Annotated in this window: 8 protein-coding genes; 5 read left to right on the top strand and 3 right to left on the bottom strand. The window is 69.0% G+C overall.

Going from position 1 to position 13,143, the window contains the following annotated elements; genetic code table 11:
* Positions 1-91: 91 nt before the first annotated feature.
* Entirely contained in the window at positions 92-1,717 is a 1,626-nt protein-coding gene (gene dacB, locus ABD259_RS13605; RefSeq protein WP_344162682.1) for a D-alanyl-D-alanine carboxypeptidase/D-alanyl-D-alanine endopeptidase, read from the bottom strand.
* Positions 1,718-2,112: 395 nt separating this feature from the next.
* On the opposite strand from dacB, the gene ABD259_RS13600 reads away from it, so the two are divergent.
* Both ABD259_RS13600 and ABD259_RS13595 read left to right on the top strand, forming a co-directional pair.
* Positions 2,113-3,537 (top strand): aldehyde dehydrogenase family protein, encoded by a 1,425-nt coding sequence (locus tag ABD259_RS13600; protein ID WP_344162679.1) that lies wholly within the window; start codon positions 2,113-2,115, stop codon positions 3,535-3,537.
* A 322-nt stretch (positions 3,538-3,859) separates the two neighbouring features.
* Entirely contained in the window at positions 3,860-5,302 is a 1,443-nt protein-coding gene (locus tag ABD259_RS13595; protein ID WP_344162870.1) for a sodium/glutamate symporter, read from the top strand.
* 130 nt (positions 5,303-5,432) lie between these two features.
* Here ABD259_RS13595 and ABD259_RS13590 read toward each other — a convergent pair whose 3' ends face one another.
* Positions 5,433-6,419 (bottom strand): trypsin-like serine peptidase, encoded by a 987-nt coding sequence (locus ABD259_RS13590; RefSeq protein WP_344162676.1) that lies wholly within the window; start codon positions 6,417-6,419, stop codon positions 5,433-5,435.
* 127 nt (positions 6,420-6,546) lie between these two features.
* A complete protein-coding gene (locus ABD259_RS13585; protein WP_344162673.1) occupies positions 6,547-8,148 on the bottom strand; it encodes a CocE/NonD family hydrolase in 1,602 nt (533 codons plus the stop codon).
* Positions 8,149-8,602: 454 nt separating this feature from the next.
* Between ABD259_RS13585 and dxr the strand changes: the two genes are divergently transcribed.
* The 3 genes from dxr (at position 8,603) to ispG (ending at position 12,669) form a co-directional block, all read left to right on the top strand.
* A complete protein-coding gene (gene dxr / locus ABD259_RS13580) occupies positions 8,603-9,829 on the top strand; it encodes a 1-deoxy-D-xylulose-5-phosphate reductoisomerase (protein ID WP_344162867.1) in 1,227 nt (408 codons plus the stop codon).
* Positions 9,830-9,848: 19 nt separating this feature from the next.
* Entirely contained in the window at positions 9,849-11,207 is a 1,359-nt protein-coding gene (locus ABD259_RS13575; RefSeq protein ID WP_344162670.1) for a M50 family metallopeptidase, read from the top strand.
* A gap of 304 nt (positions 11,208-11,511) precedes the next feature.
* A complete protein-coding gene (gene ispG, locus ABD259_RS13570; RefSeq protein ID WP_344162667.1) occupies positions 11,512-12,669 on the top strand; it encodes a flavodoxin-dependent (E)-4-hydroxy-3-methylbut-2-enyl-diphosphate synthase in 1,158 nt (385 codons plus the stop codon).
* The last annotated feature ends 474 nt before the right edge of the window (positions 12,670-13,143 follow it).

The raw sequence follows: 13,143 nt of genomic DNA, 5'->3' as shown, positions 1-13,143 counted from the left end.
ATGCTTTGCCAATCCAGCTGCGGATTCGCCGAATGAGGTCGGAGTGCCCCTCGTTACCGGGGTGAGACCCGATGTCGTGCCGACGACGGCGTTAGCAGGCCTCGGCCCACGTGCACTCAAGGTCGCCGACGCTGCGGCCCGGGGCGTCTGGTACGTCCAGGGCGCGTGGGGCGCCGGGCCGCGGCTGGAGCGCGTCCGCGCTGGTAGTCGTGGTGCGGGAGAACTCGGCCAGACGCACGGCGATCGCGTCCTGGACGTCGCGCGGCGCCGGTCCCGAGTGCCCGTTGTTGATGATGGCGAAGACCAGTTCTTCGCCGCCGGTCCCGGTCACGTAACCCGACAGGGCGCTGACGCCGGTGAGCGTTCCGGTCTTGGCCCGCACGTTGCCGTCGGCCGGGGTGCCGACCATGCGGTTGCGCAGCGTGCCGCCGACCATCCGATCCTGTCCGCCCGCGACGGGCAGCGAGGTGCGCCAGTCGTCGTACCAGGGCTCGTCGCGCACGGCGTCGAGCAGGCTGATGACGATGTCGGCGCGGAGCAGGTTGCCGCGCGACAGGCCCGAACCGTCAGCCTGGCGCACGTCCTTGACCGAGGCGCCGATGCGGTCCAGCGCCGGCTTCACCTGGACGAGGCCGGCCTGCCAGGTGCCCTCGCCGAGCGTCTCGCGGCCCATCGCCTTGATCAGGATCTCGGCGTGCCCGTTGTTGGAGAGTTTCATGAACGGGATGAGCAGGTCACTCAGCTCGTCGGAGTGGCGGACGGCGACCTCCTCGGAGTCGGCGGGCGTGGTCCCTCGACCGACCTCGCCGTGCACCTTGACGCCCTGGTCGGCCAAAGCGTCGGCGAAGACGTGGGCGGCGTGGTCGGTGGGTTCGTGCACGGTGCGCAGCGTGGCGTAGGGGGAGCCGCCGAGCGGTAGCCCGCCGGTGGCGGTGAAGGCGTTTCCGCCGGGCTTCCGGCGGACATCAAGGGTGCGGGCGCTGGTGGCCGTGCCGGTTTTCGTCCGGTTGGTGAGCGAGAGGTTGTCGGTCATGGGCTCCAGGGCCACGTCGACCGGGTAGCCGACGCGGTCGCCGGGGGTGGCGGTGACGTTGACGACGCCGGTGTCGAGATCATCGTTGGCGGCGAGGGTCAGTGCCGAGATCTGGGCGGCGTAGTAGTACGGTTCGTCGCCCTCTTCCCAGTCGGGGTGGAGGCGCGTGTCGTCGAACCAGGTGTCGTCGGCCAGCAGGTCGCCGGTCACTTCGGTGACGCCGCTGTCGGCGACCTCCCCGGCGAGATCGGCGACGGCGTCGACGGTGAGGCTGGGGTCGCCGGTGCCCGTGATGTAGAGGTCGCCGTCGACCACTCCGTCGGAGGGGTCCTCGCCGGCGGAGACGGTGGTGCGGAACGTGTAGTCGGGGCCCAGGACGTCCATCGCGGCCGCCGAGGTCAGCAGCTTCATGTTGGAGGCCGGGAGGAGCGGTGTGGCGGCGTTCCGGCTGTAGAGGGTGTCGTCCTCGTCCAGGCTGCGCACGACGACGCCCGAGATCGCGCCCTCAAGGGAGGGGTCGTCGAGGATCGTGTCGATGTCCGTGCGGAGATCGGCGACGGGGTCGGAGTCATCGGCGGAGACGTGCGCGGCGGCCGGGACGGTGGTGGAGACGACCAGCGCCGCGCTGGTGGTGATCGCGAACAGGAGGGTCTGGACGTGGGGGATGACCCGGCTGACCGGCATCTGACGGCCTTCCTATTCATCTGTGCGTGGTGGTGGACGGTTGTGCGGGTCGGTGGGCCTCACTGCCGTTCTGTGCGAGATTGGCGGGGCACATCTCGGCGGCGGTGCTCACGCGTTTCGGATTCGCAATTTACACGTGAGGGCCGCCGTTATAGGGAAACGGTGGGCGCGTGTGGATCATTTTTCGCGGTTCTTTGCTGAGATGTCGAATTATCACTGGCGGGTTTCGGTCAGGCCCGAAATTCCGCGTGGTGGCTATTCGGAGAGGCACGGAGCGGGGGCGTTATCCGCCGAGTGGGTGATGGCGGGGGTTATACGAAGTGTCCAAAAGGGGTGGGCGCAATGCTCCGCTGTGAACAAGAGATCGTTCCGCTGGGCGGACTAGCGTCAGCCGTATGTCTACACGTCCGTTCTGGCTGGCCGGGGCTGCTGCTACCGGCGACGATGAGATCACGGTGACCGACCCCTACACGGGGGAGGTCACGGGAACCGTGGCGGTGCCGTCTACCGCCCAGATCGAGCAGGCCGTGGCCGCTGCGGACGGCGTGTCCGCGCAGGCCGCGGCGCTTCCCGCCTATGTCCGCGCCGAAGCCCTCATGCATGTCTCCCGGCGGCTCGCTGAGCGCACCGAGGAGATCGCCGGCATCATCACCGCCGAGAGCGGCAAGCCCGTGAAGTGGGCCCGCGGTGAGGTCGGCCGCGCGGTTTCGGTCTTCCGCCTGGCGGCCGAGGAGGCCCGCCGCGACAGCGGGGAGCTCCAGCGGCTTGACACCGACGCCGGAGGCACCGGCCGCATCGCGATGATCCGCCGCGTCCCCAAGGGCCCGGTGCTGGGTATCGCGCCGTTCAACTTCCCGCTCAACCTGGTCGCCCACAAGGTGGCCCCGGCCATCGCCGTCGGCGCCCCGATCATCCTCAAGCCCGCCCCGGCCACCCCCATGACCGCCCTGGTCCTCGGGGAGATCCTGGCCGAGACCGACCTGCCGAGCGGCATGGTCTCCGTGCTGCCGATGCCCAACGAGCGCGCCGCGACCCTCATCACCGATCCGCGGCTGCCGGTCATCTCCTTCACCGGCGGCCAGTTCGGCTGGGAACTGCAGCGCCTGGCACCGCACAAGCACGTCACCCTGGAGCTGGGCGGCAACGCCGCGGCCGTCGTGCTCGCCGACGCCGACCTCGACTGGGCGGCCCGGCGCATCGCACTGTTCGGCAACAACCAGGCCGGTCAGGTCTGTATCGGCGTGCAGCGCGTCATCGTCGAGGACGCGGTCTACGACGCGTTCGTCGAGCAGCTGGTACGGCGGGTCGAAGAGCTGCCGACCGGCGACCCGCGCGACCCGGCCACCGAGGTCGGGCCGATGATCAACGAGGAGGCGGCGGTCCGCGTCGCCGCGTGGGTCGAGGAGGCCGTGCGGGACGGCGCTCTGCTGCTCACCGGTGGCAAGCGCGACGGTGTCACGGTGGCCCCCGCGGTTCTGGCGGAGGCCCCCGCCGGCGCCAAGGTCGTGCGCGAGGAGGTGTTCGGCCCCGTCCTGGTGGTGAGCCGGGTCAGCGATGTGGACCAGGCGTTCGCCGAGGTGAACAGCGGTGATTTCGGTCTCCAGGCCGGGGTGTTCACGCGCGACCTGCAGGTGGCGTTCCGCGCCCACCGCGAGCTGGAGGTGGGCGGTGTGATCATCGGCGATGTGCCGACCTTCCGGGCCGATCAGATGCCCTACGGCGGTGTGAAGAAGTCCGGTGTCGGCAAGGAGGGCGTGCGGCCGGCGATGGAGGACCTCACTTACGAGCGCGTCATGGTCATGACCGGCGTCGATCTGTGATGTGTGTCATATGGTCATCCTGGTGGTGACCAACGGGTAACTTGCAGGGGGCGCCGCGGTGCCCCCTGATCTCTCTGGGTGGCGGGGCGATCGGAAACCGAACGGCTTCCGATCGCACCGCCACCCGCTGTTGGGGGCGGGACGGTCGAAAGCGAAGCGGGGGTATATCCCGCCGTTTCGTTCGTACTTACGAGTCCTTTATGGGGCATAGCATTGCGGCGCTGTCACCTGCGGTGTGGCTCACAGCGAAGTGGAAGCGACGTCATCCGGGCGCGGTGACGTGGACACACTCCGTAAGCACTCCCACGTGGAAAGGACAATGATGTCCCCCGACACCATCGGCCTTGCGCTCCTTTTACTCGGAGTGCTGCTCTTGGTCGCGAAGCTTGTCCGAGTGAAATGGCGGCTCGCGCAGAGGCTGTTCATTCCGAGTTCGATCATCGGCGGTGCCATAGCCCTGATCCTCGGCCCTGACGTTCTGGGCGCCATCGCCTCGTGGATCGGCACCGACCGCTTCGCCGACGCCGGCATCTTCACGGCGGACATCCGCGAGGTATGGTCCTCGCTGCCTGGACTGCTCATCTCGGTGGTGTTCGCCGGCCTCTTCCTCGGCCACCGCATCCCCAACGCCCGCGAGGCCGGCCGCATGGCCGGGCCGCAGCTCATGTTCGGTCTCACCCTGGCCAGCGGCCAGTACGTGGTCGGCCTGCTGCTCGCGCTGCTCGTGCTGGGACCGGTTTTCGGCCTGCCTCCACTGACGGGTGCGCTGATCGAGATCGGCTTCGAGGGCGGTCACGGCACCGCCGCCGGCCTGGGCGACACCTTCAGCGACTTCGGCTTCCCCGAGGGCCAGGACCTGGCGCTCGGCATGGCGACCGTGGGCCTGCTCTCCGGCATCATCTTGGGCATCGTCCTGATCAACTGGGGTGTGCGCCGCGGCAAGACCGCCGAGCTGAAGGCGAGCGCCACGCCCTCGGTCTCCGAGCAGATGGGCATCGTGGAGCGTGAGAACCGCCGCTCGGCCGCCACGCTGACCGTTCACCCCTCGTCGATCGAACCGCTGGCCCTGCACTTCGGCCTGCTGGCCATCGCGGTGATCATCGGCCAGCTGATCCTGTCGGGCCTGCAGTGGGTCGAGCAGCTCTTCTGGGCCGACACCATCGAGCTGTTCAAGTACGTCCCGCTGTTCCCGATCGCGATGATCGGCGGCATCATCGTCCAGACCGTCATCGACCGGTTCGACCGGCACAAGATCGTCGACCAGCTGATGATCGAGCGGATTCAGGGCTTCTCCCTGGACATGCTGATCATCTCCGCCCTGGGGACCCTCTCCCTCCAGGTCCTGGCCGAGAACTTCACGCCCTTCCTGCTGCTGGTGATCTGCGGTCTGGCCTGGTCGGTCGGCGCGTTCCTGCTCCTGGCTCCGCGCATGCTGCCGGACTACTGGTTCGAGCGCGGCATCGGTGACTTCGGGCAGTCCATGGGTGTCACCGCCACGGGGCTGATCCTGATGCGTATCGCCGACCCCGAACTGCGCACCCCCGCCTACCCGGCGTTCGGGTACAAACAGCTGGTGCTGGAGCCGTTCTTCGGCGGCGGACTGGTGACGGCGGCGGCGATTCCCCTGATCGTGGCTTTCGGCCCCACGCCGCTGCTCGTCGTGATGGCCGTGCTGCTCGCCTTCTCGCTGTCCATCGGCCTGCTGGTCTTCGGCCGCAAGCGCGGCGCTTCGGCGTCGTCGGAACCGGCGGCCAGCACGGAGTAACGGAGCGGTGCCCCAGCCGTCGCGCCGACCCTGCCGCTTGTGCCCCGATAGCCGCGGTGAGGCCGGTGGAACCTGCCGAGGATTCCACCGGCGTTTTCCCTTCCGCCCGAGATGCGCGGGGCAGACATGCTTACAGAGCACGGGCCCTCTGGTAGAGCCGTCGGGCCTCCGCGCCCAGGCGCGGTCCGTACTGGGTACTGGGGTCGGCGACGTACTTGAAACTGATGACGGATACCAGCGTGCCGATGCCGGTCGCGGGATCGAAGTCGGCCAGCCACGGCCCGCCGCTGGACCCCCGCGTCATCACACAGCGCATCCCGTTCGCGGTCGTCCCGCCCCGGTCGGCGCGGGTGCCGCCGGAGCAGTAGTGGAGATGGTCGCCCCGGTAGGGCGGGGTGGACGGGTACCCGAACGCGTAGCTTTGCTGCGGCTGGCGGTTGAAGGCGACCCGTTGCGCCCCCGTGTGGTCCTGCACGTGGGTGCCGTCGGTGGTGTTGAGCACCGCCGCCCCGAAGTCGAAGCTCTCGTCGGCCTTCTTGGCCCACCTCGCGGGCACCAGCAGTTCGCGGGCGGTGAAGCGGCCGTAGGGCTCGCGTCCGTCCGCGTAGGCGGGCACGAACGTCCAGTTGCGCGCCCAGGAGCCGGCCCCGTCCTTCAGGCAGTGCCCCGCGGTGAGCACGGTGTCCCTGTTCTCGGCGTTCACCACCGAGGCGCTGCAGGTGAAGTCGCGACCGTCCATCGTCAAATAGACCTTGCCGGTGGTCCGGGCGACCCGGCCGCCGTGCGTCCAGCGTTCCCCGGTGCTGGTGGAACGCGGGGCCGCCGTACGGGAGCGCTGGGCCGGGCCGAGGTGCAGCTGGGGGAGGTCGGCCGTCACTCCATCGAGGAGTCGTCCCAGCGGAACCGCCTCATCCATGCGCTCGCGGGTCCAGTAGGCGAGGACGTCCGCCTGTTCGGCGGGTCCGTGCGCCGCGGACTGCCGGACGACGCTGCTGCTCGGGGAGCGCGCCGATGGCGCGTTGTCGGTGGGGTCGGCTGTGGCGGAGGGAGCACCGGCCACAACGAGGCTGAGCGCCACGAGAGGCCCGAGAACCCTGGGAACGAGGGGTGGAGTCATGATCACGAGAATGCCACACAGAAAGTCATTACGCCCCTACTTTGGGTTTGAGTGGCGGGCGTCGTGGGCAGAAACAAGCGCCCCGTGCTCACACGGGGCGCTTGTTCACCTCGTTCGGCGTGTCGGGTCAGGCGGTCGGCACCGTCAGGGTCGACGGGTCGCCCGCGGGTGAGCTGAACTCCACCCGCTGCCCGATCCGGCTCTCGTTGACGTAGCGCAGGTCCACGGTGTCGATGACGAGCGCCAGTCGGTCGCCGGCCGGTACATCCCACACCACGGGCTCCAGATCGACGTCAACCGTCACCGGTGTGCCGGGATCGGCGTCGCGCAGGGTGTAGGGCTTGTGCGTGAGCAGCGCGCCCTTGCCGTTCTTATCGACCGCGTACAAGTAGACGTAGAGCGACTGCTCCGTCGCGGTGGGCGCGACCGTGAAACGGGCGTTGGGGGTGCCGCTGACGCGGACGCCGTCGCGGTAGGTGGGTCCGGTCCACACACCCGCCCGGGAGCGGTCCACGGTCGGCAGCAGCACACCGGTCGGGATGTCGGCGAACTGCTGCAGCGCCCCGGCGACGATCAGGGTGCCGCTGTGCGCCGTGGTGCCGATCCCGGCCTGGATACCGTAGGTCCAGCCGGTGTCCGGTTCGGGCTCCAGCCCGCCGGTGGCCTGCCAGTTGGTCCAGGACCGGCTCGGCTCGCCGAGGTGGAACGTGGTGCGGTCTGCCGACGCGGACTCCCAGTCCGGGTAGCCGGCCCACGGGCCGCGCCCGTTGTTCGGCTTGAGCTGCACCGGGTTTTCGCGGTCGATCCCGTTGTCGACGCCCTTGAGGTGGTGGTCCATCCAGCGGGTGAGCGACTCCCAGATCTCATTGGGCAGTCCGGCCGCCCCGAAGGCCTCCGGCGTGGCGTGGTCGCCGGGGGAGAGCATCATCCGCTTCGGCCCGGTCAGCCGCGTAAAGAGGTCGGTCTGCTGTTTGGGCGGGAAGATCCCGTCGTTCCAGGCGTGGGCGATCATGACCGCTGTCCCGTTGGCGTTGAGCGCGTCCGCTTGGGCCAGGACCGACCTGGACCTCGCGAGGTCGAGGGCCGGCTGGATGTTGCCCTTGCGGTACTCGCGTTCGATCTCCTGCAGATCCTCGCCCGGGCGGCCGGTGATCTTGCCCAGCGCGAGCAGGGCCTCGACGGCCTGGAAGTTGATCGTCTCGTTCTGGTAGAGGGAAGCGGCGAGGTCGGTCCAGCCGCTCATCGCGCCGACGGCCTTCACTCGCTTGTCGACGGCAGCGGTCAGCATGCTGATGCCCGAGCCGTAAGAGATTCCGGCCATACCGATGCGCTGGGGGTCGGCGTCGGTGTTCTCCAGCCCCCAGTCGATCACCTTGCGGGCGTCGGCGATGTCCTCCGGCCCGGCGACCTCGATCTCGCCGCCGGAGTCCCAGAAGCCGCGCGAGGTGTAGCTGATGACCTGGTACCCGGACTCCTGCGCGAGCTTCTTGCCCGCGCCCACATAGAGCAGGTTGTTGGTCGACCACGCCGACGGCATGACCAGCAGGGGGTACGGGCCGTCGGTGTTCGTGGGCGTGATCACCATCGCTTTGATGTCGATTCCGCCATGGCCGGGGATGGTCCGGTACTCGATGGTGGAGCCGACAGCGGCAGTTGCGGGCGGTGCGAATGTGACTACCGTGAGTAACGTAATGAGCGTGGCGGACAGTGCCGTCCAGAACCTCTTCATTGGGAGACCTCGGAAGTTGCAGAGTGAGCGGGGTGCGGGGGAACACGGTGGCGGCCGATGTGCGCCGCCTGTCGTCGGGTGGCCGTGGCCGGGCGTCATCGCCGACGGCCGTGGCCCGGGCGCGGGAGCGCCCCCTGTGGAACCCACGTCGACTGTGCTGGGGTCGGCCGTGGTGCTGGGTAGTTGCCGGTCGTGCTGCTCGGGGTTGGTTTCGGTCGGATGCCGGCGCTAGAGCCGACCTGTCGGTAGGTGAATCCCGCGTAGTTGATTGTGAGCTAACTTACTTCGGAGTTAAATTAAGACACGGCAGCCAGATTTGTAAAGGGCGTGCTGCTCCTGCGTGTCTCCCGGGCCGCGGAGCGTGTCCGAGGTGGTATGAGAGCGCATAGGGCCTGGTCCGTGGGTGCGCGAGAATGGGACCGTGCGAATCGCGGAACATCTACTCGGCCAGGACATCTCCTCCGAACAGCGGCGGGAGGTGATCATCCTCGGGTCTACTGGATCGATCGGCACCCAGGCCATCGACGTCGTCACCCGCAACCCCGACCGCTTCCGGGTCGTCGGACTGGCGGCCGGCGGCGGCCGCCTCGACCTGCTCGTCGACCAGGCGTGTGCCCTCGGTGCCGAGGTCGTGGCCGTGGCCGATCCCGACGCAGCGGCCGACCTGGGCCGACGCCTCCGCGAGCGCGGCCATCCCGCCAAGGTCCTGGCCGGCGCCGAGGGTGTTGCCGAACTCGCCTCCTGGCAGTGCGACGTCGTACTGAACGGCATCACCGGCGCGCTCGGCCTGGAGTCGACGCTGGCCGCGCTGCGGGCCGGGCGGCTGCTGGCCCTCGCCAACAAGGAGTCGCTGATCATTGGCGGCCCGCTGGTCAGCGCCGCGGCTCAGCCCGGCCAGATCGTGCCCGTGGACTCCGAGCACTTCGCGCTCGCCCAGTGCTTCCCGCGCGCGCTGGGCGACGATCTGACCAGCCTGGCCATGGGGCAGGTGCACGCCCCGACGGCCGAGGTGCGCAAGCTGGTGATCACGGCCAGCGGGGGGCCGTTCCGCGGCCGTACGCGCGCCGAGCTCGGCGAGGTCACCCGCGAGCAGGCACTGGACCACCCCACCTGGAGCATGGGCCCGGTCATCACGGTGAACTCGGCGACCCTCGTCAACAAGGGGCTGGAGGTCATCGAGGCCCACCTGCTCTTCGACATCCCCCTCGACCGGATCGAGGTCGTGGTGCACCCGCAGTCGGTGATCCATTCCATGGTCGAGTACACCGATGGCTCCACGCTCGCCCAGGCCAGCCCGCCCAGCATGTGTATCCCGATCGCCTACGGCATCGGCTGGCCGCACCGGGTCGACGCTGTGGCGCCCGCCATCGACTGGACACGGGCGCACACCTGGACCTTTGAGCCGCTGGACAGCGACGCCTTCCCATCGGTCGACCTGGCCTGCGAGGTCGGCGCGGCCGGAGGGACCGCCCCCGCCGTCTACAACGCGGCCAACGAGGAGGCCGTGGACGCGTTTCTTACCGGAAGGCTGGCATTTCCCGCGATCGTGGACACCGTCGCACAGGTAGTCTCAGAGCATCAGCAGCCGGACACCAGTTCCGCTCTCGCATTGGCCGATGTCTACGCGGCCGACGCGTGGGCCCGCGACCGGGCCCGGGAACTGATCTCCCGGTCCGCATGACGAGAGGCACGGAAGGTCTATGGTCACGCTTCTGACCACGCTCGGGATCATCCTGTTCTTCCTCGGGCTCCTGTTCTCCATCGCCTGGCACGAGCTCGGGCACCTCAGCACCGCGAAGATGTTCGGTATCCGGTGCACCCAGTACATGGTCGGCTTCGGCAAGACCCTGTGGTCGAGGAAGTGGGGCGACACCGAGTACGGCGTGAAGCTGGTCCCGCTCGGCGGCTATGTGCGCATGGTGGGGATGATCCCCCCGGCCGCCAAGCAGGCCGACGCCTCCGGCAAGCGGATGTCGCGGTGGCGGGCCATGATCGAGGACGCCCGCGAGGCCAGCAACGTCGAGATCGAGCCCGGCGACGAAGACCGCCAGTTCTACCAGCGCGCGCCGTGGAAGCGGCTCATCGTGATGGTCGCCGGCCCGGCGATGAACCTCGTCCTCGCGGTCATCCTCTTCTCGATCGTGCTCATGGGCATCGGCGTCATGCAGCCGACCACCACCATCGGGTCCGTCAGCGAGTGCGTGGTCCCCGCCGACGCGCAGTCGACGGAGTGCCCGAAGGACGCGCCGCCGAGCCCGGCCGCCGCGGCCGGATTCAAGGCGGGGGACGAGATCGTCAAGGTCGGCGACACGCCCACCCCGACCTGGGAGGCGGCCAACAAGGCGATCCGCGACTCCATCGGCCCGACCGACATCGAAGTGCGGCGCGACGGCGCGACCGTCACCCTCACCCCGGACCTCATCGAGAACCAGGTCGTCGCACGCGACGCCGAGGGCGAGATCGTCTACAAGACCGACGCGGACGGCGACCGGGTCAAGGACGACCGGGGCTATAACGTCCCCGCCCTGGAGACCGCCGGGTTCCTCGGCATCACCTTCTCCTCCGAGCGCCAGGCGATGGGGCTGGGGGACAGCGCCGCCTTCATGGGCGACATGGTGGTCGGCGTCGGCAAGGCGCTGATCTCCCTGCCGTCCAAGGTCGACGACGTGTTCGGCGCGGCCTTCCTCGGCGAGAAGCGCACGGTCGACTCGCCGGTCGGCATCGTGGGCGCCTCGCGGATCGGCGGCGAGATCCTCTCCCAGCCGATTCCGATCGTGGACCGGGGGGCGTTCCTGCTGAACATGCTGGCGGGGGTCAACCTGTTCCTGTTCGCCTTCAACATGCTGCCGATCCTGCCGCTGGACGGCGGGCACATTGTGGGGGCGCTGTGGGAGTCGCTGCGCCGCAACGTCGCACGGCTCTTCCGCCGCCCGGACCCCGGCCCGTTCGACGTCGCCCAGCTCATGCCGGTCGCCTACATCGTGGTGGCGTGCTTCGTCGCGTTCAGCCTGATGCTGCTCGTCGCCGATGTGGTCAATCCGGTACGCCTGGTGCAGTGACGCGGAGTGGGAGACGGGGGACGGGGATGTGGCACCGACTAGACCTGCTTTGTGGCACGCCCTGTTCCCGCACATCAGGCGCGCGCGTCCGCGTGGGGCCGGTAACCTGGGAGAGGCGGACGGAATTCGCGAGTGTCCCTCCCGCGTTCCGGTCCCATAGGCGCCGCGCGCGTGCCAGCTGGTGCGCAGGCGCCGCTGGGGGCTGCGGTGCCCCTCCGCACCACCGTGCTCCCACGTGCCAATTGGTACTCATGACTTCAATGCGACGCCGCCGGCGACTCCGGTGGTCGAGGAGTGAGACTGCGTGACCGTCGATCTTGGAATGCCTTCCGCGCCTGTGCGCCCGCTCGCGACACGGCGCAAGTCGCGGCAGATCATGGTCGGGAACGTGCCCGTCGGGGGCGACGCCCCGGTGTCGGTGCAGTCGATGACGACGGCGGTGACCGCGGACATCAACTCCACGCTGCAGCAGATCGCCGAGCTCACGGCCAGCGGCTGCCAGATCGTGCGGGTGGCGGTCCCCAGCGCCGATGACGCCGAGGCGCTGCCGATCATCGCGAAGAAGTCGCAGATCCCGGTGATCGCCGACATCCACTTCCAGCCCAAGTACGTCTTCGCCGCGATCGAGGCCGGCTGCGCGGCGGTACGGGTCAACCCGGGCAACATCAAAAAGTTCGACGACAAGGTCGGCGAGATCGCCAAGGCCGCCAGCGACGCCGGGGTGCCCATCCGCATCGGCGTCAACGCCGGATCGCTCGACAAGCGGCTGCTGGCCAAGCACGGCAAGGCCACCCCCGAGGCGCTGGTGGAGTCCGCGCTGTGGGAGTGCTCGCTGTTCGAGGAGCACGGCTTCCGCGACATCAAGATCTCGGTCAAGCACAACGACCCGGTCGTGATGATCAACGCCTACCGCCAGCTCGCCGAGCAGTGCGACTACCCGCTGCACCTGGGCGTCACCGAGGCCGGCCCGGCCTTCCAGGGCACCATCAAGTCCTCGGTGGCCTTCGGCGCGCTGCTGGCCGAGGGCATCGGCGACACCATCCGGGTGTCGCTGTCGACGCCTCCGGCCGAGGAGGTCAAGGTCGGCATCCAGATCCTGGAGTCGCTGGGCCTGCGGGAGCGCGGTTTGGAGATCGTGTCCTGCCCGAGCTGCGGCCGGGCCCAGGTCGATGTCTACACGCTGGCCGAGGAGGTCACGGCCGGCCTGGAGGGCATGGACGTGCCGCTGCGGGTGGCCGTCATGGGGTGTGTGGTCAACGGGCCGGGCGAGGCGCGCGACGCCGACCTCGGTGTGGCCTCCGGTAACGGCAAGGGGCAGATCTTCGTCAAGGGCGAGGTCATCAAGACGGTGCCGGAGTCCAAGATCGTGGAGACCCTGATCGAGGAAGCCATGCGGCTCGCCGAGGAGATGAAGGACGCCGGGACGGAGTCGGGCGAGCCCAGCGTCGCCGTCGCGGGCTGACCCACGCGCAGGGCCCCGGTCCGAGACTCCCGCGAACGGGCGGGGAGCGATCCGCTCCCCGCTCATTCGTTTTGTTTGTGGCATCGCTGTCCTGCCCGGAGCCGGGGCTGGGGTCTGCTGGGCGGCCTTGTCGGCGTTCTTTCTTTCCGGTGTTCGGTGGTGAAAATCGGCACCGAGGCCGGAGGGGGCTGGGGGCACCGGTCCCGTGGCGGGCGCGGCGGGGCGGGGGATCGCGGCGTCGGGTGGTCGTCTCGCTCCGCGTGAGGAGCCTTCCGCGATCCGGGAGCACTCCCCCGCCGCAGGCCCCCTCTGGCGATGATCATGGGGATGGTCCCGACAAACCGGACCTCAAGTTTCGGGTTTTTGGGGTGGAGGGGTGAGAGATTGCTTGCCCTGAGGTGAAACGACCCCCGCCCCCTGCAACGCAGGCGCAAAACAAGGGAAGCATCGGCAGTGCCAAAAAAGACCTCGTAT

This window comes from Nocardiopsis rhodophaea (assembly GCF_039530945.1).
GTDB classification, from domain to species: domain Bacteria; phylum Actinomycetota; class Actinomycetes; order Streptosporangiales; family Streptosporangiaceae; genus Nocardiopsis_C; species Nocardiopsis_C rhodophaea.
Note: the sequence above shows the minus strand (reverse complement) of the source record. Positions and strands in the feature narration are given on the sequence as shown.